We start from the raw sequence: 22,460 nt of genomic DNA, 5'->3' as shown, positions 1-22,460 counted from the left end.
GGAATGCCTCACCGGTCGCTCCGCGCCCGCGTCAGGGACGCGGAGCGTCCCGGGCTGCATTCCCACGCAGAGCGTGGGAACGATCACTGACAGGGGTGGTGTCTATTTTATGGGGCGGAAAAGAAATACCGCGTCAGGTGAAAGAAAATCGGCGCCGCGAAGCAGATCGAATCCATCCGATCCAGCATGCCGCCATGCCCTTTGATCATGGTCCCCCAATCCTTCGCGCTCAGGCTGCGCTTAATGGCGGACATGACCAGCCCACCCAGAAAACCCATCACCACGATCACCAGCGACATCAGCAGCGACTGCCAGAAACTGAACGGGGTCATCCAGAACATGCACCCGCCAATCAACGTGGCCGACAGACCGCCACCGACCAAGCCTTCCACCGTTTTCGACGGACTCACCAGCGGCGCAACTTTGTGCTTGCCCAATAGTTTGCCGAACACGTACTGCAACACGTCACTCAGTTGCACGACGAACACGAGATAGAACAGCAGCAGCGCGTTCTGCCCCTTGAAACCTTCCAGGTCCAGCAGCAACAGGGCCGGCGCGTGGCTGATGCAGTAGACGCAAATCATCACCCCCCACTGAATCTTGGCCGCCCGTTCCAGAAAAGCGTCGGTGTCCTGGCTCAGCACCGCAATCGCCGGCAATAGCAGGAACGCGTACACCGGAATCAACAGGGTGAACAGCGAATACCAGTGCGTGCCGATCAGCACGTATTGCAGCGGGATCAGAATGAAGAACGCCGAAAACAGCGCGTTATGGTCGCCCAGCCGGGTCGGCGTCAGGGTAATGAACTCCCGGAGCGCGAACAGCGAAATGAAGCCGAACAGAATAACCGTCGCGTTCCCGCCCAGCAGGTAGGACACGAAGAAGATGATGACCATGCCCCACCAGGCATTCACCCGCTGGTTGAGGTTCTCGATGGTCGACATCGAGCTTTCTGTTTTGGCGCGCTTCGCCAGAATCCGGCCGATGACCGAAGCGATTGCCAGCAGGACGGCAATGGCGCCGAAGAACCACAAGAACTTTTCGTCAAGATTCATTCCGACAACCTCACAATCGCTTCACGCGCCCGATCCAGAAACACCTGTTTTTCCTCGCCACTGATCCGTGGCAGCGGGTCGCCAATACGGATCGTGCAGATGATGGGCAGCGGGACGTGTTTGCCTTTCGGCATGGAGCGATGCAGGTTTTCCAGGTAGATGGGCACCAGATCCACCTCGGGGAATGTCTCGGCCAAACGGTACAGCCCTGATTTGAAAGGACCGGGCAACGCCTCGCTGCCTCGGGTGCCTTCCGGAAAGATGATGATCGAATGGCCGGCCCGCACCACATCGAAAATCGGCTCCAGCACGTTAACGCCGGGCGCCGGGTTTCGCTCGATCAGCACTGCGTTCAGGCCTTTTTGCGAGATGTACGACAGAAATTTGTTCTTTCCCCAGTAATCCGCAGCGGCGACCGGTTTCACGTTCACCCGGGCTTCCGGGGGCAGCGCCGCGATGATTGCCAGGGTGTCCATGTGGCTGGAGTGATTGGCGAAATAGATGCGCTGGCGTGTCAGGTCCGGCGGGCTTTCCCATCGGGCGGTGACGCCGATCAGGAAGCGAAGAACAGAAATCAGCGCGTTACTGATCCACATGAGCATTCCCCTTGAGCTGGCGCGAGATGGCCAGCGTGCGCGTGACGCAGGTCGCGGCTGAACCGAACGCGATGATGACCAGCGCGATCAACAGCACGTAGTGAGTGCCATAAACGCTGGCTTCGACGGCATTCAACAGAAGGGCCACAGTCATCACGGCCATTCGATGCTGCTTGGCCATTGGGCCGATGAAACTCTGCTTCAGGCCAATCGAACCGCCGAACACCCTGACATACGCCGTCAGTGCCGCGGCCAGCGCCGCGAACCAGCCGAGATCGGCGTACCCGATGGCATACCCCAGCGCGACGATCAGCAGGCTGTCGGCAATGCGGTCGGGGAATTCGTTGTAGAGGCTGCCGATGTCGGATTTCTTGCCGCCCTCGATCGCCACCATGCCGTCGAAGAGGTTGCACAGCAGGCGCAATTGAATGCCGACGGCGCAGAGGATCGAGCCGATGAGCCCGTTATCAATATTCAATGCCACCGCCCCGGCGAGCGCGAAGGCGATGCTGGCGACGGAGATCTGATTGGGGGAGATGTCTCGTTTCACCAGAAGGTCGGTGATGTATTTCGCCCAGCCCGCAGAGCGCGTCTTGATGGGCCTTCGGTTGTCATCCATTTTGCCAATATCCATATAGGTGTCGGTTGCTATCAGGGCATCGCCGTCGGCTGCTGCACGACGGTGTCCGACAATATAAAGGCTTTCCTTGGCCTTTGTGTCTGTTTACTGACTGCCAGGTCGAAGCGGTAACTTCAACTCCGCACACAACCCGCCGCCCTCACGATTGCTCAACGTCAACGATCCCCCGAGCGCCAACGCCAATTGCTGCGCGATCGCCAGCCCCAACCCCGTGCCGCCGGTGCTGCGATTGCGCGAATTCTCAACCCGGTAAAACGGTTCCATCACGTGGGTCAGTTCCTCTTCGGCAATGCCCGGTCCGCGATCCATGATCTTCACCGAGAGGCCGCCGTTTTTCGCTTCCACCCACAGCTCGGCGGCGCCGGCGAACTTCAGAGCGTTATCCGTCAGGTTTACCAGTACCCGCCGCAAGGCATGGGGCCGGGTGTCGATCACCGCGCCACTTTTGCCACCCAATGTCACGTCTTTGCCCACGTCCTGGTAGTCGAACACCAGGCTGTCGAGGAACGAATCCAGGTCGGTGCGGCGGCTCTCTTCGGTGGCGCCGTGAACGCTGCGGGCATACGCCACGCCTTCGCGCACCAGGTGCTCCATCTCACTGAGATCGCTCCACAGTTTGTCTTTTTCGCTGCAGTCGTCCATGAATTCGGCGCGCAGTTTCATGCGGGTGATGGGGGTTTGCAGGTCATGGGAAATCGCCGCCAGCAGTTGCATGCGCTCCTTCAAGTACGCGGCGATGCGTGCCTGCATCGAATTGAAGGCGATGGCGGCATGGGCGACTTCGGTCGGGCCTTTTTCGTCCAGGTGCACCGCGTGGGTGTTGGGATCAAGGTTGTCCACGGCCTCGGCAAGGCGGGTGAGGGGGCGGATGGCGATTCTCACCGCCAGCCAGGTGCAGAGGATCATCAGCGCCAACTGGCCCAGCAGAACGATGGGCAACCACGGCGACAACGGCACCATTGATGGCCTGACGTCGATGGTCACCGGGCTGCCGTCCGCGAGTTTCAGGTGCACCTGAAAGTGTTTCTGTTCGCCGGGAATGTCCGTCACGGTCATCGGGTAATCCTTGCCGATGGCGTCCTTGATCGATGTCATCGCGATGGGCGTGTCGCTCATGGCCACGCCCGGCGAACCCTCGTCGAGCAAATAACGGTAGTTGCGGCGGTTCAGTTGTTGCAGCCAACCCATGCGTTCTTCGGCTGGCAAGCGGTCAAGAATGGCGATGGAGGTCGAGACGTCGGTTTCCAGATTGCCAAGCATGGTGTTTTTTGCGCTTTCGTAACGCTCGTAATACTGCGCGCCAAAGGACAGCGCCTGCGCAAGGATCAGGCCAATCAGAAAGATCAGCGAGAGGCGCGAGGCCAGGGTGCGGGGCCAACGAAGGGTGAGGTTCATGACGGCGCACCGAGCACTTCCACCGGCAGGGAAAAGACGTAGCCCTCACTGCGCACGGTTTTGATGTAGGCCGGTTCGCGGGCATCGTCCAGCAAGCGTTGGCGCAAGCGGCTAACCAGCAAATCGATGGAACGGTCAAACAGATCGGCGTCGCGGCCCTGGGTCAGATTGAGCAACTGGTCGCGATTGAGCACCCGCTGCGGGTGATCGAGGAACACCCGCAGCAATCGGTATTCCGCACCGCTGAGCGCGACCATGGTGCCGTCTTCGTCCAGCAAGTGCCGGGCCGAGGTGTCCAGGCGCCAGCGCCCGAACGCCAGCAAGCGACCGCTTTCGGTGACCACCAGGTTTGGCGGCAGCATCCGCGTGCGGCGCAGTACGGCGTTGATTCGCGCGAGCAGTTCACGGGCGGCGAACGGCTTGACCAGGTAATCGTCGGCGCCCATTTCCAGGCCGATGATGCGGTCGGTTTCGTCGTTGCGGGCAGTGAGCATCAGCACCGGCGTGGCCTTGTGTTTGCCGGCGCGCAACTCGCGGCAGAGCATCAGGCCGTCGTCGCCCGGCATCATGATGTCGAGCACGATCAGGTCCACCGGCGTGGACTCAAGGAAGCTGCGCATCTGGCGTCCATCGGCGACGACCGTGGTGCGCAGGCCGTTCTTCTTGAGGTAGTTGCCTACCAGTTCCCGGATCTCGCGGTCATCGTCCACGATGAGAATGTGATCGACGTGTTCCATGGGGGCCAAGCCTCTATCAATGGGGGATGTTGCGCAGTCTATCGAGCCTTGGCCCGCTCGCCCGCAGCCCTTTGTATTGCAGTGTATCTGGCGTAGCGACGGATACATGCAAAGGCAAAAATGCGGTTTTCCAGGGGTTTTGTATCGCTCTGTATCAGGGGCCGGCTTTGATACGTACCGATTTACACGCGGCTGTTTTCGACACAGACGAGATACCTCGCGAGCTTCTAATGGGTTCCATCGAGGCAACCCACACCGCCTCTGCTCAATCGAACGACCTACCCATTGAAGCCTTGAGGAAACCGCCATGAACACCAAAGCCATCTACGCCGCTTGCCTGTTTGCCGCCCTGAACATCTGCACCTTGTCGGCCCGCGCCGAAGCCGCCGATGTCAGCGCCAAAACCTACACCTACGGCACCCACCTTGACATCAAGAAAGTGGTGTCGTTGAAAGAAGACGCCGCGCCTTCCTGCGGGGTTGTGAATGCCCAGCTGACCTACCTGGACTCCCAGCACAAAACCCAGGTGCTGGATTACCGCAAATTTGCTGACGGCTGCAACGCGGACAACTGAGTCCTTCGCTGAGCGATTGCCAACCCCCTTTGAAACAGGAAGAACACCATGAACAACGTCACCCGCTTTTTGACCGCTGTTGCTTTCTCCGCAGCCGGCGCGGCTGCCCATGCCAATGCCGCTGTTGAACAGAAAAGCTGTGGCAGTGCGACCTGCTTCCAGCTGACGCCGGTGGCCGAGCAGGGCGCTCATGCCTTCCTCGCACAGGACGGCTCGAGCCGCACGCCTCAAGGTCAGCTACAGGAAAACCAGAAGGCCTGATGCCCGAACCCGGTTTTGTGAACACCACAATTCCAGTGTAGGAGCGAGCCTGCTCGCGATGGCGGAGTGTCAGATAACACTGATGTCGACTGACACTCCGCCATCGCGAGCAGGCTCACTCCTACAGGGGGTAGGTGGTGTGTCGTTCTTCTCTATTTCAAGGTGATTACCATGTTTCTCATCGCTTTTCTGGGCGGTATATTGACCGTCCTCAGCCCCTGTATCCTCCCGGTGGTGCCGTTCCTGTTCGCCGGTGTCAAACGCACCCGTTCATCCATTCTGCTGACCCTCGGCGGCATGGTCCTGACCTTTGCCCTGATCGCCAGCCTGGCCGTGGTCAGCAGCGAATGGGTGGTGCAAGCCAACAACACCGGTCGTCACGTCGCGCTCTTCGTGATGGGATTGTTTGCTCTGTCGCTGATTTCCGCCCGTGTCGGTGACTGGATGGCCCGTCCGTTCGTGGCGCTGGGCAATCGCCTTGATCCCGACACCCGCAAAATGTCCGGCCCGCTGGGTTCGGTCATGATCGGTGTGGCCACAGGGTTGCTCTGGGCGCCGTGTGCCGGCCCGATCCTCGGGGTGATTCTCACCGGCGCCATGCTCCAGGGTGCGAACGCACAGACCAGCCTGTTGCTGCTGGCCTACGGCCTGGGCAGCGCACTGTCCCTGGGGACCTTGATCTTCGCCGGTCGCGGTTTGGTCAATCGCTTGAAAGTGTCGATCCCGGTCACTGGTTGGTTGCGTCGTGGTGCCGGTGTTGCCGTGCTGGCGACCGTGGCGGTGATTTCCACCGGTGCCGACCGGACACTGTTGGCCGGCACCTCGTCCGAAGGCGTCAGCAGCCTCGAGAAGGGTGTGATGGAAAGCGTGCCGAAAGTCGTCGACTACTTCGTCAGCAAGGTCAGGGCCGACTCCATGGACAACGCCCAGGGTGCCATGCCGTCGCTGTCCGGTGCCGTCCAGTGGCTGAACTCGCCAGCGCTGAGCAATGATTCGCTCAAAGGCAAAGTGGTGCTGGTGGACTTCTGGACCTACGACTGCATCAACTGCCAGCACACCCTGCCGTATGTGAAGGACTGGGCGAAAAAATACGAGAAGGATGGCCTGGTGGTCGTCGGCGTCCACACCCCTGAATACGGTTACGAGCGCATCATCGACAACGTCAAGGACCAGGTGAAAAAGCTCGGCATCACCTACCCGGTGGCCATCGACAACAACTACGCGATCTGGCGCGCCTTCGACAACCAGTACTGGCCCGCTCACTACCTGATCGACGCCAAGGGTCAGGTGCGTTACACCCACTTCGGTGAAGGCGCCTACGAAACCCAGGAAAAGATGATTCAGCAACTGCTGGAAGAGGCCAAGGCACCTTCGGCGTAACCCTCGCCATCAATGGCTCACAGGCTGCGTGCCGCGGGCCATTGGTTTTTTCTCCTGATTGCGCCGCCACGCCGCGGGTGGCGCACCGTACTCTCGACGAAAGGCACGGCTGAAGGCCGTGTCGGTCTGGTAGCCCACCTCTTCGGCAATCCGCATCAACGAACTGTTACTGCTGCGTAACAGGTTCGCCGCCAGCAACATCCGCCACTGCGTCAGGTACTGCATCGGCGAACTCCCTACCAACTGCGCAAAGCGTTCTGCCAACACCGACCTTGAGGTGCCGGCGGTTCGCGCCAGTTCATCCAGGGTCCAGGCGTGACAGGGTTTTTTGTGCAGCGCATTCAGGGCGGCACCGACGATCCGGTCACCCACACCGGCCAGCCAGCCGGTCCGGCCTTCACCGCGCTCGTTCATGTACAGGCGCAACACCTCGATGAACAACACCTCGGCCAGTTTCGCCAACACACCTTCGCCCCCGGGCCTGGGCGAGCGTGCTTCGGCCAAGGCATAACGGACCGATGATTCCAGCCAGATTCCGGCATTGGAGCCGCGCACATTGACCCGGACCACCGCCGGCAATCCCGTCAGCAACATGCCCGCCAACCGCGTATCGCAGGCCAGATAACCGCACACCAGCCGCGTGACCGCGCCGCCTCCGCCGTAACTCAGTTGCCGGGGACGGCGCGCCAGCACCACGTCCAGCCGCTTGCCGGTGACCGGCGTCAGCCCCGGTTGCGAGCTCATGCGATGGGCATCGCCCTGAGGGAATACCACCACATCGCCGGCGGTCAGGCGCAGCGGCGCAGCGTTTCCCATCTCGACATAGCACTCGCCTTCGGTGATCAGGTGGAATATCACCACCCGCTCGGCACCGGGCTCCAGAAAGGGGGCCGCCGTGTCGGCACTGGGCGACTGGTAGCACCAGGGTGCCGTGAACCTGGCATTGATGAAAATCGCGCCGACCAGGCGGACGACGCGCAGGGTTTGGGACAGGGCGTCCATGGTGACTTCCCATGCGACTAAGGGCTTTCTGATTGTGAGCGCGTTGCCGGGTAACGTGAATTCTCCGGACGATCGGGCAGTGTTGCCCGACGATCGGGCAGGACGCCGGCCCGCGCCGGAGCGATAGTTTGCCTACAGGGCCACTGCCGACCCTGTCATCAATAACAAGACTGAGAGGTTGCCATGCCAAAGTTCGTCATAGAACGCGAGATTCCAGGTGCTGGAACACTGTCAGAAAGGGATTTGAAAGCCGCTTCGCAAAAGTCCTGCCGGGCATTGCGCGACTTGCCGCAGGTGCAGTGGCTTCAGAGTTATGTCACGGGTGACAAGTTGTACTGCGTGTACATCTCGCCGAGCGAAGCGCTGATCCAGGAGCACGCGAGGCAGAGCGGTTTCCCGGCCAACCGCATTTCCCAGGTGATGAACATCATCGATCCGACCACGGCGGAGTAAGCCGGGCTTGCGTTCCAATCCTTACGGAGCAGATTTAATGAGCACCCCCCTTGATCTCACTGCCCTGAAAAACCGCCAGATGGTCTCCTGGGCCAGCGGCGATTACGCCGTGATCGGCACCACCCTGCAAATTGTCGGCGAGCAACTGGCTGAAGCCTGTGACTTGCTCTGCGACGAACGCGTGCTGGACGTGGCCGCCGGCAACGGCAATGCGACGCTCGCCGCTGCACGCCGAGGTTGCAACGTCACCTCGACCGACTACGTGGCGGCGCTGCTGGAGCGCGGCGAAGACCGGGCCCGGGCCGAGCGCCTGGAGGTGACCTTCCAGGTCGCCGACGCCGAGGCGCTGCCGTTCGAAGACGCCAGCTTCGATGCGGTGCTCTCGACCTTCGGCGTGATGTTCACGCCGGATCAGGCCAAAGCGGCTTCAGAACTGGCGCGGGTCTGCCGTCCTGGCGGACGCATCGGCCTGGCCAACTGGACGCCTGAAGGTTTTGTCGGCCAGATGTTCAAGACTCTGGGCAAACACCTGCCGCCACCGCCAGGCGCACAACCGCCTTCAAACTGGGGAACCGAAGCCTGGTTGCACTCGCACTTCGATGAGCGTGACTTTCAGGTCCAGGTGACGCGCCGCACCTTCAACTTCCGTTATCGCTCGGCGGCGCACTTCATCGATACGTTTCGCACCTGGTACGGCCCGGTCCACAAGGCCTTCGCGGCGCTGTCTCCCGAGGGAGCCCAAGCCTTTGAAAGCGACCTGACTGAGCTGATCAACCGGATGAACAGAGCGGGAGAGAAATCGGTGGTGGTGCCGAGTGAATACCTGGAGGTCGTCATCACCCGACGTTAACCAGACAACACAAAACCCTGTAGGAGCGAGACTTGCCCGCGAAGACGGAGCGTCAGGCAACATCGTTGTCGACTGATACTCCGTCTTCGCGGGCAAGCCTCGCTCCTACAGGGGATGCGGTGTTTTGTAGAGGGCGTTACTCATCCACCCGCTCGGTGTACACCACCCACACGCTGCAGGGCATTTTGTACAGCAGGTGTTCCACTGTGCTGCCGATCAACCGGCCCAGACCGCGATGGCCGACCCGGCCCATGACGATCACGTCGACGTCGTAGGCGTCGACATAGCGGGTCAGGACCTTGGCCGGGTTACCCATGATCATGTGCCGCTGCTCGGGCGCGATGCCGTTGCGCTCGGCCAATTCGTTGAAGGCGTCCTCCTGGTAGTCGAACAGGGTCTTGGCCTTGCCGGAATTGAAAAACGCCGAGCCGTTGTCAAAGCCGAACTCGTCTGCGCTGATCGAGGAAAGGTCATAGGCGTAGACCACGTCCAGCTCGGCGTTACAGGCACTCGCCAGCTTCGACGCTTCGTGCAGGATCCGGTCATTGAACGTTTTGTAGTGATCATCGCGATGAAAAGGATCGACCGCCGCGACAACCTTGCGTGGCAGGGCGTGAACGGCATGGCTGACAAAATGCAGCGGCACCGGGCATTCACGCAGCAAATGCACGTCGAGCGGGGTAAACAACAACCGCGACAGCAGTGATTCGTGCTCCAGCGCCTTGATCAGCACGTCCATCGGCTGCTCTTTGAGGTGAATCAGGATTTCTTCCAGCGGGCGTTCGACCCACGCCACCTCGGTGGTGACGTGGACGCCGATCTTGCGCAGGGGACGGGCCTGTTCTTCGAGCCACTGGCGGTGTCGATCGACGTAGCCCAGACGCATTTGTTCCAAGGCCTTTTCGTTGACCAGGCTGGCGGTGGCCAGGCCTTCCAGGTAATCGAACGCCACGATGTGCAAAGCCGCATCTTCAGCCTTGGCCAGCGCCGCGGCTCTGTCGAAGGCGGGGCTGTGTTCCATCAGTGGCGAGGCGACCAGCATGAAGCGTGATTGACCAGACATGTCGAACCTCCCGCGTCGTTCAATCCCCTAAGTATTGACCATGATCGACCTCCCGTCCGTCAGACCGGCGCAGGTTGGGTGGGCGTGGCAGTCAGAGGGAGGTCAGTCGCCGTTCCATGATGATCGTGCGCTCGGCTCCGTGGAATTCGTCGCGGACTTTTCGAAAGCCCAGCTTGAAGTAGAAGGCTTCTGCGGTGATGGAGGAGGGGACGCGCAAGACCTCGATTTTGGCTTCGGCGGCGATGGACTCGATCGTGGCCATCAATTGCCTCCCGAGGCCGCGTCCTTGTTGAGTCGGGTCGACAAAGACGCTGCGCACCACATCGCGATCAAGGCTGGCCGTGGCCACGATATGACTGTTGATCATTGCGACGAAGACCTGGCGTTGGGTCAGCAGCGTGCGAATAGACTCGGTGGAAAAGCTTTTTTCCACCTGCTCGATGATGTCGGGTGGGTAGTCCAGGGCATTGGACTGGCGCAGCGACTGGATGATGACCTGGCTGATGGCGGACGCGTCAGCTGCGGTGGCGGGCCGTATTTGCGGTTTCATGGTGCTACCTCAGTCCTTTGAACATCCAATTCCCCGTGGGGGCGAGCCTGCTCGCGATGGCTGGTGTCAGTCGACATCTACATCGGCTGGAAAGCAGTCATCGCTAGCAGGCTAGCTCCCACAGGGATCTAGGCAATCTGTGCGCCGCGTGCTGCCAGCAACTCCCGCAACACAGAACGATGGCAATGCGCTTCATCCTCGCAATAACACCCAACCGCCAGCGCGGTTTGATGGGAGAGGGCGGCCAGCAGATCCAGCAGTTGACTGGGCGCCGGGTGGTTCATTTCCGCCTTGAACTTGCGCCGAAAGGCTTCCCAGGCTTTGTCATCGGTGGCCGCTTTGGCTTCGGCCACCAGTTCCGCACTCGGCGACAGCAGTGGCTGCCACACATCATAAAAGTCCCGACGGGCGAAATTGGCCTTCGGTACACCACGAGGTGGGCGGCGTACCGTGCCGATCCGCAACCCTTCATCAGGCAGGCGCGGCGAGCCGAGTCGAACGATATGGATGGCCATGCTGCGTTACTTTTGGCGCGATCCGTCGAACCACTCCATGGCGGTGCGCCAGATGCAGATCCCCAGGAAGTAAGCCGACATCAGCAGCCAAAGCCCCATGACCATCGGGTTGGTGACCGGGTGATTGACCACCAGCGACAAGCTGCACAGCAGCCAGATGGCGGTCACGGCAATGTTGATCGGCATGAACTTGCGCACGCGAAACGGGTGCAGGAACTTCATGCGGGTCACGGTCAGCAAGGCCAGGCCAATGATCGTCAGGAAGGTAATCCACGGCGACGGGGCAATGATGTACAGGCACAGGGCCACGACGTTCCAGGCGGCGGGGAAGCCCTGGAAGTAATTGTCTTTGCTTTTCATGTTGACGTTGCAGAAGCAAAACAGCGACGAAACCAGAATCAGCGACACGGTCAGCAGCAGCGTGTAGTCCGGCAAGGGGATGTAGCGATAGATGAACAGCGCGGGGATGAACACATACGTCAGGTAGTCGATCACCAGATCGAGAATCGATCCATCGAAACTTGGCAGCACCGATTGCACATTGACCTTGCGTGCCAGGGCACCGTCCAGCCCATCGACGATCAGGGCCACGCCCAGCCACAGCAGGCAGTTGGTGGCCTGGTTTTCCAGCAAGGCGAGGGTGGCGAGGAAGGCAGTGACCACGCCGGTGGCGGTAAAACCATGGGCGCCCCATGCTTTGAGTCTGGCGATGTGTAGGGTGGATATCACGGGGGGCGTTCTCCAGAAAGATGAAGCAAGCCAGTCATCACCCTCATTATCAAGGGCGGCGGCAAACCGGTTCGGTTGCAGGTATCGACCGGAAATCCGGGAATAAGGTTCACCGCCAGTAAATCTTAGCTGGGCCGGCAAAAAATACTTTGGATTAATCTGCAGTGCTGTTCGCTGAACACTGGCACACAGACTTACCCGTTTTTGTGGCGAGGGCGCTTGCTCCCGCCGGGCTGCGTAGCGGCCCCAAAAAAATGTGGCAGCAATGCCGGTTTTTGTGAGTGCTACGCACTCAAGCGGGAGCAAGCTCCCTCGCCACAGGCCAAACGGTAATGGCGCATTTGCCGGCGAGGACTATTGTTGCCTGACCGGGTCACTCCCATCGATGAGGACGTCGTCATGAACACCAGCGATTTGCTCGAACAACTCCTGCGGGCCGGCCAGGGCTCCAGGGAGCGACAGGGTGGCGCATCTGCCCAGGGCGGCATCGACGGCGGTCTGGGCGGGTTGCTTGGCGGCTTGTTGGGCGGTGGCGGTGGTTCAGCCATGGGCGGGGGCGGCTTGGGTGGTTTGCTCGGTGGCCTGCTCGGCGGCGGCTCACCGCTGGGCGGCTCGACCCGGACCCGCTCAAGTGGCGGCACCAACTATGCGGCCCTGGCTTCGCTCGGGATGATGGCCTTCCAGGCGTATCAGGCATGGCAACGCAGTCAGGCGGCTGCGCCGCAACAGGCACCGCGCACCGTAGACCTTTTGTCCGGCCCGGAAGTCGAGGAGCACAGCCATGCTGTGCTGCGGGCGTTGATTGCTGCAGCGAAGGCCGATGGCCGGATCGACGACGCCGAGAAACAGATGATCAGTACCGAACTGGGCCGCCACACCGACGACCCGCAATTGCAGCAATGGCTGGATGACGAAGTGGCCCGGCCGCTGGATGCCACCGATGTGGCGCAGTCGGCGACGGATCCTGGCATGGCGTCAGAGATGTACCTGGCCAGTGTGATGCTGGTGGACGATCAGCAGGATGCCGAGCGCAACTATCTGGATGAGCTGGCGGCGGCGCTGAAGATTGACCCTGAGCTGCAAGTGCATCTGGAGCAGCAGGCCAAGGGTGGTGCGGTTTAGGGTGTGCCCGTTAAACCGGGTTGTCTTTCAGGCCGCCTTCGTTAGCAGGCCAGCTCCCACAGTGGATTTGCGGTGTGCGCAAGGTCCCTGTGGGCGCTAGCCTGCTAGCGAAGAATGAAAACGCGGTCAAACTGCCGGTTTGGGCACCAGGAAAATAACCCCGTACGCTTCGGCAATCTCCAGTATCCGCGGTAAATCCTCCGGCACCCTTAATTGATCCACCGCCGCAAAAAACTGCCCGCCCCGCGGATCCGACACCACGCCAATCATCTTCGCGGTAGGGCTGATGTTCTTGTAGGCATGAATCGAACCCCCGGGGATATGCACATACCCCCCGGCCGAGACGGTGGTGGACTTGCCCGCCACGGTCACTTCGACCTGGCCGTCGACCACATAGAACGCCTCGTCCCACGGATGAAAGTGCAGCGGCGGCCCACCGCCTTGCACGCCTTCCTGGATATGCATCTCAAAGGGCTTGCTGAGGTCGCCGCCCGCGAGGATGGTGATCGCCTCGCCCACGACATTTACGGGTGCCGGCGATTGCTCGATGACGTGCACCGTTCGCATGATTGCTCTCCGAAGATGACCCCGCGCCCGCTGATTATAGGCCGCGTGCACCGGGCGGGCGGTGCTGCACAGGTCCGTCCGTCAGGGCGATTTCAACGTCGATTGAATTTTTCTCCGGGCAAATCGCTCTGCTGATGTAGAGACGTGTTGATTCAACGTCCTGCCACTGGCCTTAGACCGAGAGATGCGCCCATGACTGCCCTGACCCGACTTGAATCGCGGCCCGCCCACGAACACCCGATCCCGGCCGCCGGGAGCCTTAAACAAGCCTATGAACAACTGATGCTGAGCGTCGACCCCGAGCAACGGCGTGCTCTGGCGCGAAGCTTTCTCGAAGTGCAGCTGGAACACGCCACCCACTTGCCTCAAGAAATGCCAACGGACCTGTCGGCCCTGCAATCGTTCGTCGAACACCACAGCGTCGACGTTGCCCGCCAATACGCCGACTACCTGCAACAACGCAAAGAAGGCGGGCCCCGGCAGTTTTTCACTAACAAGGCCCACGCGCTGTTTTTCCTGCAAGCCGTGGCCCCGACCAAACTGGTCGACGGCGCCTGGTTGTACGGCCTGTTGCGTCAGTGGCGCGACCCGCGTTTCGAAGGGCTGATCTGCACCTATCTGGAAGAGCTCGGCGACGGCAACCCGGCGCAGAATCATGTGGTGATCTACCGCAAGCTGCTCGCCGAACATGGTCTGCAAGACCCTGGGGTGATCGCCGACGAGCATTACCTGCAGGGCGCGATACAACTGGCGCTGGGCGAATCCGCCGACGAGTTTTTGCCGGAGGTGATCGGCTACAACCTGGGCTACGAACAGCTGCCGTTGCACCTGCTGATCAGCGCCTATGAACTCAGCGAATTGGGCATCGATCCGTATTACTTCACCCTGCACGTGACCATCGACAACGCCAGCACCGGCCACGCGCAAAAAGCCGTGCAGTCGGTGCTGCAACTGCTGCCGGTGGAAGGCGATCACGAAGACTTTCTGCGTCGGGTTGCGCTGGGCTATCGACTCAATGATCTGGGGCAGGGCAGTCGCGCGATCATCGAGTCGTTCGACCTCGACGCCGAGTTGCTCAACATGCTTGAGCGCAAGCGTCCGTTCGGCCAGCACATGCATTCCGACTACTGCCGTTTTGAAGGCAAGACCGTCAACCAATGGCTGTCCGCGCCGGAGCAGTTGCCAGGGTTCCTTGCCGCCATGGAAAAAAAAGGCTGGATCAAGCGCGGACAGGATCCTCAGGCCAGTCGCTTCTGGCAGTTGATCGAGGGGGATGGTGCCGCCATGTTCGGCGTATTCAGCCCCTATGAAAAACAGCTGCTGCATGACTGGATTGCCGGCAACTGGACGCCTGAGCGCTCAGCCACGGCGGTCCGCCGAGGCACGAGTGTCGCGACAGAACTGCCAGTGCCCGACAACGACCCGGATATCCAGAGCCTGCAAACCTCGCTGGAGGGGCTTGCCGCACACGAGCAGATGCCGGTGCTGATCCCGTGGTTGTCGGCCCATCGGCATTCCCATCCAGCCGGCCTGATGGCCACGCGACGGTTCATCGAACTCAAATCCAGCCTGCGATAGGAGCACGGCATGAATCAGGAAGAACAACTGGGCGCTGCCGATCTGGCGCTGGTGCAGCTGGGGCGCCGTTTGCAGGCCGATGGTTACCGGTTTATCACCCCGACGCCGCTCACGCACCAGCGGGTCAACGACCGTGCCTTTGGGCAAAACGCCCGGACCTTGCGCGACGTGTTCGGCTGGTCGCGCGCATTCGAACCGGGCCTGCTGTCGACCGATGAACAGCGGCAGTTGCAGGAGGCGGGCGTGCTGCAAGAAAGCAACGGCCGACTGAAAAGCCGTGTGCGCTGGTCCAGCCTCGATGATTTGCTGTTCGTGCACTCGGGGTTTCCCACCGACGCGGCGGACGCGGTGTTTTTCGGACCGGACAGCTACCGGTTCGCGCAGCTGATCCACGCTCATCTTCAACAATCCTTCGCGCCGATCCGGCGCGCCGTCGACATTGGTTGCGGCGCGGGTGTCGGGGCGATTGTGATTGCCCGCGCACGCCGTGAAGCCGAGGTGCTGGCCGTCGATATCAATCCCGCGGCGCTGCGTTTGACGGCGGTCAACGCGGCCCTGGCGGAAGTCGCTAACGTCACGGTCGAGGCCAGCGATGTGCTGCAGGACGTCGACGGCCAGTTCGACCTGATCGTCGCCAACCCGCCCTACATGGCCGACCCCACCGAGCGCGCTTACCGGCATGGTGGCGGCGCTCTCGGTGCGCAGTTATCGTTGCGCATTGTCGAGCAGGCGTTGCTTCGACTGGCGCCCGGTGGCTGTTTAGTGCTGTACACCGGGGTGGCAATGATCGATGGCCAGGATCCGTTTCTTGAGGCACTGACCCCGCGCCTTGAATCGCCGATGTTCGGCTGGACCTATCGCGAACTCGATCCCGATGTGTTCGGTGAAGAGTTGCTGACGCCCGGCTATCAACGGGTGGAGCGGATTGCGGTCGTGGCCTTGATCGTCACGCGCATCGGCCCCGGCATTGGGGGACGCGTCGAGCCAGCAGGTGCGCCATGAACAAGAATCTGGACGATTACAACCGCATGCGCGATTTTTCGGCGACCTCTGAGCCCGCCGCGAAACGTTCAGGCAAGAAAACTGCGAAAGACCATGCCTTGCAGTTCTGTATCCAGAAGCACGATGCCTCGCGATTGCACTATGACTTTCGCCTGGAACTCGATGGCGCACTGAAAAGCTGGGCCGTGCCGAAAGGCCCCTCGCTAGACCCCAAGGTCAAGCGCCTGGCGGTCCACGTTGAAGACCATCCGATCGATTACGCCACGTTCGAGGGCAGCATTCCCGAAGGGCATTACGGTGCCGGCGATGTGATTGTCTGGGACCGGGGCGTGTGGATCCCCCAGGAAGATCCGGCCAAGGCCTATGCCAAAGGCAAGCTCAAGTTCGAGCTCCAGGGCGAGAAACTCGGCGGCTTGTGGAACCTGGTTCGCACGCACATGCCGGGCAAGCAGGAGCAGTGGTTTCTGATCAAGCATCAGGACAGCGCGGCGAAACCCGAGAGTGATTACGACGTGGTCGCCGCCGAGCCCGACAGCGTGCTCAGTGACCGCACCATTGTCCCCAAAAAGGCCAAGACCGCCGCCAAGCCCAAGCCGGTAAAGAAGCCAGCGCGCAAGGTCGCGGCTAAACAGCAGTCGGCCCAACTCACCGGGGCTCACAAGGCCAGGCTGCCCGACCAGCTCAAACCGGAATTGGCGACGCTGGTGGAAAAAGCCCCGCCGGGCGAGTGGAGCTATGAGATCAAGTTCGACGGCTACCGGATCATGGCGCGCATCGACCACGACGAGGTGAAACTCTTCACCCGCAACGGCCACGACTGGACCCACAAATTGCCGAAACAGGCCGAGGCGCTGGCCGCTCTGGGCCTGGAGTCAGCCTGGCTCGACGGTGAGATGGTGGTGGCTAACGAGCAGGGTGTGCCGGACTTTCAGGCGCTGCAAAATGCCTTTGAATCCAATCGCAGCGGCAACATCCTTTATTACCTGTTCGACATGCCTTACCTCAATGGCGTGGACCTGCGCGAGGTGCCGGTCGAGGAGCGGCGGGTCGCGCTGGCGACGGTACTCAAACCCAATAAAGATCCTTTGCTGCGCTTCTCCGACGCGTTCGGCGAGGAGCCGGAAGCCTTGCTCAACAGTGCCTGCCAAATGCAGATGGAAGGGCTGATCGGCAAGCGACTGGGGTCGCCTTATGTGTCACGGCGCAGCAGTGACTGGATCAAGCTCAAGTGCAAACATCGGCAGGAATTCGTCGTGGTCGGGTTCACCGATCCCCAAGGTGCGCGCAATGCCTTCGGCGCGCTGCTGTTGGGATTGCATGACCGGGACAGTGGCGAGTTGCGCTACGCTGGCAAGGTCGGCACCGGTTTCAACGAGACCACGCTCAAGCACATTTATGAACAGCTCAAACCGTTGCAGGTGAAAAAACCGGCGGTGGTCAATCCGCCGACCGGTTTCGACGCCAAGGGTGTGCATTGGCTCAAACCGGTGTTGCTCGCCGAAGTCGCGTTCGCCGAGATGACCAAGGACGGGTCGGTGCGCCATGCCGTATTCCATGGCTTGCGCGATGACAAACCCGCCGAAGACATCACCGAGGAGCGTGCGAAAGCCGTGAAAGCCCAGACCAGCAGGAAATCCGCCGCTGACAAACCGGCCACCGCGACGAAAAAGAAACCGGCCAAGGCAGCGCCCGCGCCCTCACAAGTCGGCCTCGGCGACGGCAAAGTGCGCATCACCCACCCGGACCGTGTGATCGATGCGAGCAGCGGCACCACCAAAGTGCAGCTGGCGGAGTATTACGCCAGCGTCGCCGAATGGATTCTGCCCGAGCTCAAGGATCGGCCGGTGGCGCTGGTGCGCGCCCCGGACGGGATCGCCGGCGAGCTGTTCTTCCAGAAAAACGCCGAGCGCCTGGCCATTCCGGGCATCACCACGCTGGACAAGGACGTCACCGGCCAACCGGTGATGATCATCAACAACGCCGAAGCGCTGATTGGCGCCGTGCAGATGAGCACGGTGGAACTGCACACCTGGAACGCTACCACGGAGAATCTCGACAAACCTGACCGCTTCGTTCTCGACCTCGATCCGGACCCGGCGCTGCCGTGGAAAAGCATGGTCGAGGCGACTCAGCTGACGCTGTCGGTACTGGATGAACTGGGGCTCAAGGCCTTCCTCAAGACCAGCGGCGGCAAGGGGATTCACCTGGTGGTGCCGCTGACCCGAAAGCACGGTTGGGACGAGGTGAAGGACTTCAGCCACGCAATTGTCAGTCACATGGCGAAGTTGCTGCCGGAGCGCTTTTCGGCGGTGTCAGGGCCGAAGAATCGCGTCGGGCGGATCTTCATCGATTACCTGCGCAATGGACTGGGTGCCACTACCATCTGCGCCTATGCCGCCCGCACCCGCGAAGGGTTGCCGGTGTCAGTGCCGATTTTTCGGGAAGAGGTGGCAGAGCTCAAGGGCGGTAATCAGTGGAATATCCACAACGTGCAGGAACGACTGGCTGAAGTGGGTGATGAACCTTGGGCGGACTTGAAGAAAACCCGGCAAACCATCACCGCCGACATGCGTCGGCGGGTCGGAATGAAAAAATAGCGTCTTGGTTAGTCGCGTTCTTTGCAGCTGCCGCTACCGGACAAACGCCTGCAAATCGCTGGCCAGTTTGTCGATCGCCACTTTGAAGTCTTTGGCGGTGATTTCCTGGCTGGCATTGGACAGCGTGCTGCCGAAGACTTTGCGCACGACTTTGGCCACGGTCTGGTTGGTGCTGGCGTCTTTAAACTCGGCCTCGATGAACAACGTGGAGTCCTGATCCCGATGCCCGCTGGCAGCGGAAACACCACCGACAACGGCCGCGACAGGCACCACTTCATACCATCTCATGCCTTCGTTTTCGGCATTCACCCCGGTGATCGCCGCGCGCATGATCAGTTTTTTTGAACCGCCCGGCGCTGATTGTTCGCTCGATACCACGCGGTATTTCTGCCCCAACACACCTTTGACCTTGCTGGTCATGTAGTTCTGCAGTTCATCCAGGGTTTGCCGATTGACCCGCTCGGTCGGCTTGGGCGCCGGATAGAGCTCCAGTTTGTTGAAGACCACGGTGTCGTAGGCGTTTGGATTCCAGGACGGGCTCACCCAGCGCATCGCGGTTTCGCCACTGGTGGTGGTGACTTGCTGCAAGTTGTTGTAGTCGGTAAGGAAGCCCGAGTACTGGTCTTTTTCGGTGACTTTCGAGGTGCAGCCCCCGAGTAGCAGACTGGTCAATGCGACGCCGATGAATAATTTCCGGGACAGGTTCATTGTGGTGTGTGCTCCATGGGGGTTGTCTTTTTTTTTCGATTGCAGGCATCAAAAACGCCAGGTCATGTTTCCGGTCACCGCTTGAATCCAGGCCTTGTCGAATTGACCGGAAGTTCGAGTGCCCGACGTGGACTTGGTCTGGTCCACCGGCATGTCGCCAAGCCAGACCATGGCCCAGCTGACGTTAATGTCGGTGACCTTGTTCAGAGCATAGGTGGCCCCAGCCGCAACGCGCCAGGATTCGTCCATGGGCACGGTAAATGTGCGGTTGCCGTCGGAAACGGCGCTGCTGTCGTAAGCCACGCCGAAATTCCACAACAGCTGCGGGGTGGCCTGGTACTGCGCGCCCAGGGCCAGTTGCCAGGTGTCTTTGAAATGGGCGTCGACGGTGGTCGATTGTGAACCGACTGCGGTGGTGTCGACTTGCACCGCGATATCGCCGAACTCGGACCAGTCCTGCCAGTTGACGGAGGCGAGCAAGGCCCATCGCGGGTCGAGTTGCTGGAACAGGCTCAGGGTCGCGGTTTGCGGCACGGTCATGTCGAGTTGGGTATTGGTGTTGTTGACGCGCTCCAGCAAACGGCCGTCGCCTTTCACATCCAGCCGGTCTTCGAAGTCCAGATCGACCTTGCTGGTGTAGGCCAGGCCAATACGGGTGCCGGGTTGCGGGGCGTAGATCACTCCCACATTCGCCCCAAAACCCCAATCGTTGTCTTTGTACTTGAACTGGCCGTCGCTGCGGTCGGTGAAGCCAAAGGGTGAACGATCGATCGCGGTTTGCGCTTGCAGCATGCCGTACATGGCTTTCACACCGACGCCCACCGACCATTGATCATCGAAGCGATACGCCACGCTGGGCACAAACGACAAACCGGCGAGGCTGACGTTCTGCGCAAAATAGCGCCCGGACCAGTCGTTGTCGTAGTTGGCCGCCAACCCGAAGTCGCCGTAATTGCCGAAACCGACGCTCCAGTGGTCATCGAATTGATGGCTGATGAAAAAGCTGCCGCCGGGAATCGGGTCGAAGGCATTGCCACTGCCGCTGCCCGTGCCGTTGGTGTTTGAGTCACGATCAAAGCTCAGGTCGCCGTAGAGCACCTGCAATCCGCCGGTAATTTGCGTACCTGGCAGATAACTCATGCCCGCCGGATTGCTGGCGATGGTGGAAGGGCCTTGTGCACGGGCGGCGGCACCGGCGTTGGCAAGCCCCACGTTATCGGTGCCGATTTCATAGAGCATGATGCCGCCGGCCTGGGCCTGCTGGTAGCACAGCGCAAACAGGGTGAAGGCGGGTAGGACGGCTGTTTTTAATTGCATGGATCACCTCAGCGGATGTCCGTCATGAACGCGGGTGGCTGGCAGCCGCCACCCGTGTATTCGCCTGTCTACTTGGCCATGGCCGCCCGGGCCGCTTCGATCCTGGCTTTGACCGCTTCCAGGTTAAAGCTCGCGCCTTTTTGCATGGGTGGGAACTCAACCGCCGTTTCAGCCAGTTTGACCACCTGCTGCTGTACAAACACAAAGCGCCAGAACTGGAACTTGAACCACTCGAAGTACTCCAGTGAGCCACTGGCTGCCATGTTTTCCGGCCACCCGGCGCGTTCGAACGGGTCGAGCCGCAGGTTGGTCAGGACCGGCATGTCCAGCGTGACCTTAGCCCCCAGCCAGCCACCGGGCTGATCGATGAAGCGGTACTTGAAGTCATCGATACGGATCGCACCCAGCGTACTTTCGCCGAAGTAGAAAACTTCATGCCGGTTCGACGGACCTTTACCGGTGATCATCGGTGTCTGGTCATAGCCATCGAGGTGGACCTTGTACGTTCTGTCGCCCAATTGCTTGCCCTTGAGCAGCTCGGTGGCGATGTTCGGGTTGCCGGCGGCGGCAACGAGGGTCGGGAACCAGTCCAGGCCGGACATGATGCCATTGGCCACGGTGTTGGCCGGTACGTTGCCAGGCCAGCGAACGATCGCCGGAACCCTGAAGCCACCTTCCATCACGGTGCCTTTGCCCATGGCGAACGGTGTGGTGCCGCCATCCGGCCAGGTGAAGTTTTCCGCGCCGTTGTCGGTGGTGAAAATCACGATGGTGTTGTCATCCATGCCGTCTTTTTTCAGCTTGGCCATGACGTCGCCGACGATGTCATCGAGCTGCGCCATGCCGGCTTCCTGCTCCGACCAGCCATTCTGCGAATTGCGCATCGCTTCGTACTTGTCGGACAGGTGCGTGACGATGTGCATGCGGGTCGGGTTCAGCCACAGGAAGAACGGTTTGTTATCGGTCTTGGCCTTGTCGATGAAGGTGAAAGCCTTGTCGCGGATTTCGTCGTCGACGGTTTTCATCCGCTCGGGATAGAGCGTACCGGCGTCTTCGATTTTCTGTTTGCCGACCTTGCCCCAGCGCGGCATCACCGTCGTATCGTCGGTGGTGGTCGCCCAGCTGTGGACCATGTTGCGCGGGCCAACGGTGGCCAGAAGTTCTTGCGGATAATTGGGGTGTGCCGGGTCTTCCATGGCGTCGAGGTGATAGAGGTAACCGAAGAACTCGTCGAACCCGTGCGCGGTGGGCAGAAATTCGTTCAAGTCGCCCAGATGGTTTTTGCCAAACTGGCCAGTGGAGTAACCCATGGCCTTGAGCGCGGTGGCAATGGTGACCGCTTCAGCGGGAATACCGACAGGTGAGCCGGCCTGGCCGACCGTGGTCATGCCGGTACGGATCGGCAGTTCACCGGTAATGAAATTGGCACGCCCGGCGGTGCAACTGGCTTCGGCGTAGTAGTCGGTAAAGCGCATGCCTTCTGCAGCGAGCTGGTCGAGGTTGGGGGTCCGGCCGGCCATCATGCCCTGGTTGTAGACGCCGATATTGGACCAGCCAATATCGTCGCCCATGATGACCACGATGTTGGGGGCGGGTTTGTCGGCCGCTTGGGTGATGCCGGGTAGAACCATTGCAGACAACAACATTGAAACAGCAAACAACCGGGTTAATTTTGTCTGGTTCATGAGCAGCTCCTGCGTACTGATAAGTACCGAAGTCAGGCCCCCCGACCTTTTTTAAATGGGTATCCCCCGAAAGAGCGTAGGTAT

The 22,460-nt window shown here is 60.7% G+C and carries 23 protein-coding genes; 9 read left to right on the top strand and 14 right to left on the bottom strand.

Going from position 1 to position 22,460, the window contains the following annotated elements; translation table 11 throughout:
• Positions 1 to 107: 107 nt before the first annotated feature.
• From FBY01_RS14590 to FBY01_RS14570, 5 genes are all read right to left on the bottom strand, one after another.
• Positions 108 to 1,055, bottom strand: a complete 948-nt coding sequence (locus FBY01_RS14590) for a phosphatidate cytidylyltransferase (protein ID WP_010455511.1) — start codon at positions 1,053 to 1,055, stop codon at positions 108 to 110.
• Positions 1,052 to 1,651 carry a 1-acyl-sn-glycerol-3-phosphate acyltransferase gene (locus tag FBY01_RS14585; RefSeq protein WP_077749092.1) on the bottom strand — a complete coding sequence of 200 codons (600 nt, stop codon included), beginning with the start codon at positions 1,649 to 1,651 and terminating at the stop codon, positions 1,052 to 1,054. The genes FBY01_RS14590 and FBY01_RS14585 overlap by 4 nt, the downstream gene beginning before the upstream one ends.
• Positions 1,638 to 2,270: a CDP-alcohol phosphatidyltransferase family protein gene (locus FBY01_RS14580; RefSeq protein ID WP_145308381.1), complete on the bottom strand. Its 633-nt coding sequence runs from the start codon at positions 2,268 to 2,270 to the stop codon at positions 1,638 to 1,640. The genes FBY01_RS14585 and FBY01_RS14580 overlap by 14 nt, the downstream gene beginning before the upstream one ends.
• 105 nt (positions 2,271 to 2,375) lie before the next feature.
• Positions 2,376 to 3,686 carry a HAMP domain-containing sensor histidine kinase gene (locus FBY01_RS14575; RefSeq protein WP_077749094.1) on the bottom strand — a complete coding sequence of 437 codons (1,311 nt, stop codon included), beginning with the start codon at positions 3,684 to 3,686 and terminating at the stop codon, positions 2,376 to 2,378.
• Positions 3,683 to 4,423, bottom strand: coding sequence for a response regulator (locus tag FBY01_RS14570; RefSeq protein ID WP_010455506.1), 741 nt, complete (start codon positions 4,421 to 4,423; stop codon positions 3,683 to 3,685). The genes FBY01_RS14575 and FBY01_RS14570 overlap by 4 nt, the downstream gene beginning before the upstream one ends.
• A gap of 307 nt (positions 4,424 to 4,730) precedes the next feature.
• Between FBY01_RS14570 and FBY01_RS14565 the strand changes: the two genes are divergently transcribed.
• From FBY01_RS14565 to FBY01_RS14555, 3 genes are all read left to right on the top strand, one after another.
• Positions 4,731 to 4,997 carry a DUF2790 domain-containing protein gene (locus FBY01_RS14565; protein WP_145308264.1) on the top strand — a complete coding sequence of 89 codons (267 nt, stop codon included), beginning with the start codon at positions 4,731 to 4,733 and terminating at the stop codon, positions 4,995 to 4,997.
• A gap of 48 nt (positions 4,998 to 5,045) precedes the next feature.
• On the top strand, positions 5,046 to 5,258 hold the full coding sequence (locus tag FBY01_RS14560; protein WP_010455503.1) for a hypothetical protein: 213 nt from the start codon (positions 5,046 to 5,048) through the stop codon (positions 5,256 to 5,258).
• A gap of 171 nt (positions 5,259 to 5,429) precedes the next feature.
• Entirely contained in the window at positions 5,430 to 6,638 is a 1,209-nt protein-coding gene (locus FBY01_RS14555) for a cytochrome c biogenesis protein DipZ (protein WP_083376417.1), read from the top strand.
• A 9-nt stretch (positions 6,639 to 6,647) separates the two neighbouring features.
• On the opposite strand, the gene FBY01_RS14550 is transcribed toward FBY01_RS14555, so the two are convergent.
• The gene (locus FBY01_RS14550) at positions 6,648 to 7,640 is read right to left on the bottom strand and encodes an AraC family transcriptional regulator (RefSeq protein ID WP_010455501.1); all 993 of its coding nucleotides are present in this window, start codon (positions 7,638 to 7,640) and stop codon (positions 6,648 to 6,650) included.
• 183 nt (positions 7,641 to 7,823) lie between these two features.
• Here FBY01_RS14550 and FBY01_RS14545 point away from each other — a divergent pair, with 183 nt between their 5' ends.
• On the top strand, positions 7,824 to 8,093 hold the full coding sequence (locus FBY01_RS14545; RefSeq protein ID WP_010455500.1) for a DUF4242 domain-containing protein: 270 nt from the start codon (positions 7,824 to 7,826) through the stop codon (positions 8,091 to 8,093).
• Positions 8,094 to 8,130: 37 nt separating this feature from the next.
• On the top strand, positions 8,131 to 8,943 hold the full coding sequence (locus tag FBY01_RS14540) for a class I SAM-dependent methyltransferase (RefSeq protein WP_010455498.1): 813 nt from the start codon (positions 8,131 to 8,133) through the stop codon (positions 8,941 to 8,943).
• 136 nt (positions 8,944 to 9,079) lie between these two features.
• Here FBY01_RS14540 and FBY01_RS14535 read toward each other — a convergent pair whose 3' ends face one another.
• The 4 genes from FBY01_RS14535 to pcsA all read right to left on the bottom strand — a co-directional run bounded on the left by FBY01_RS14535 (position 9,080) and on the right by pcsA (position 11,800).
• Complete coding sequence (locus FBY01_RS14535; RefSeq protein WP_010455496.1) at positions 9,080 to 10,006, bottom strand: universal stress protein; 927 nt, start codon at positions 10,004 to 10,006, stop codon at positions 9,080 to 9,082.
• 91 nt (positions 10,007 to 10,097) lie between these two features.
• Positions 10,098 to 10,556 carry a GNAT family N-acetyltransferase gene (locus tag FBY01_RS14530; protein ID WP_102595019.1) on the bottom strand — a complete coding sequence of 153 codons (459 nt, stop codon included), beginning with the start codon at positions 10,554 to 10,556 and terminating at the stop codon, positions 10,098 to 10,100.
• 128 nt (positions 10,557 to 10,684) lie between these two features.
• On the bottom strand, positions 10,685 to 11,071 hold the full coding sequence (locus tag FBY01_RS14525) for a DUF488 domain-containing protein (protein ID WP_145308266.1): 387 nt from the start codon (positions 11,069 to 11,071) through the stop codon (positions 10,685 to 10,687).
• A 6-nt stretch (positions 11,072 to 11,077) separates the two neighbouring features.
• Complete coding sequence (pcsA, locus tag FBY01_RS14520; protein WP_145308268.1) at positions 11,078 to 11,800, bottom strand: phosphatidylcholine synthase; 723 nt, start codon at positions 11,798 to 11,800, stop codon at positions 11,078 to 11,080.
• A 399-nt stretch (positions 11,801 to 12,199) separates the two neighbouring features.
• Here pcsA and FBY01_RS14515 point away from each other — a divergent pair, with 399 nt between their 5' ends.
• Complete coding sequence (locus tag FBY01_RS14515; protein ID WP_145308271.1) at positions 12,200 to 12,922, top strand: tellurite resistance TerB family protein; 723 nt, start codon at positions 12,200 to 12,202, stop codon at positions 12,920 to 12,922.
• A gap of 126 nt (positions 12,923 to 13,048) precedes the next feature.
• Here the strand turns inward: FBY01_RS14515 and FBY01_RS14510 are convergent, their stop codons facing one another.
• Positions 13,049 to 13,489, bottom strand: a complete 441-nt coding sequence (locus FBY01_RS14510) for a cupin domain-containing protein (protein ID WP_077749101.1) — start codon at positions 13,487 to 13,489, stop codon at positions 13,049 to 13,051.
• A 192-nt stretch (positions 13,490 to 13,681) separates the two neighbouring features.
• On the opposite strand from FBY01_RS14510, the gene FBY01_RS14505 reads away from it, so the two are divergent.
• From FBY01_RS14505 to ligD, 3 genes are read left to right on the top strand one after another with little or no spacing between them, the layout of a single operon-like run.
• Positions 13,682 to 15,067: an iron-containing redox enzyme family protein gene (locus tag FBY01_RS14505; protein WP_145308272.1), complete on the top strand. Its 1,386-nt coding sequence runs from the start codon at positions 13,682 to 13,684 to the stop codon at positions 15,065 to 15,067.
• A gap of 9 nt (positions 15,068 to 15,076) precedes the next feature.
• Positions 15,077 to 16,069, top strand: a complete 993-nt coding sequence (locus FBY01_RS14500; protein ID WP_145308274.1) for a class I SAM-dependent methyltransferase — start codon at positions 15,077 to 15,079, stop codon at positions 16,067 to 16,069.
• Complete coding sequence (gene ligD / locus FBY01_RS14495; protein ID WP_145308276.1) at positions 16,066 to 18,666, top strand: DNA ligase D; 2,601 nt, start codon at positions 16,066 to 16,068, stop codon at positions 18,664 to 18,666. The genes FBY01_RS14500 and ligD overlap by 4 nt, the downstream gene beginning before the upstream one ends.
• A 33-nt stretch (positions 18,667 to 18,699) precedes the next feature.
• On the opposite strand, the gene FBY01_RS14490 is transcribed toward ligD, so the two are convergent.
• The 3 genes from FBY01_RS14490 to FBY01_RS14480 all read right to left on the bottom strand — a co-directional run bounded on the left by FBY01_RS14490 (position 18,700) and on the right by FBY01_RS14480 (position 22,376).
• Positions 18,700 to 19,374, bottom strand: a complete 675-nt coding sequence (locus FBY01_RS14490; protein ID WP_010455479.1) for a DUF3313 domain-containing protein — start codon at positions 19,372 to 19,374, stop codon at positions 18,700 to 18,702.
• A 48-nt stretch (positions 19,375 to 19,422) separates the two neighbouring features.
• Positions 19,423 to 20,691, bottom strand: a complete 1,269-nt coding sequence (locus tag FBY01_RS14485) for an OmpP1/FadL family transporter (RefSeq protein WP_145308278.1) — start codon at positions 20,689 to 20,691, stop codon at positions 19,423 to 19,425.
• 68 nt (positions 20,692 to 20,759) lie between these two features.
• Entirely contained in the window at positions 20,760 to 22,376 is a 1,617-nt protein-coding gene (locus tag FBY01_RS14480) for an arylsulfatase (RefSeq protein WP_083376425.1), read from the bottom strand.
• Positions 22,377 to 22,460 lie beyond the last annotated feature (84 nt).

The sequence above is a fragment of the Pseudomonas sp. SJZ077 genome (genome assembly GCF_007993905.1).
Taxonomy (GTDB): domain Bacteria; phylum Pseudomonadota; class Gammaproteobacteria; order Pseudomonadales; family Pseudomonadaceae; genus Aquipseudomonas; species Aquipseudomonas mandelii.
Note: the sequence above shows the minus strand (reverse complement) of the source record. Positions and strands in the feature narration are given on the sequence as shown.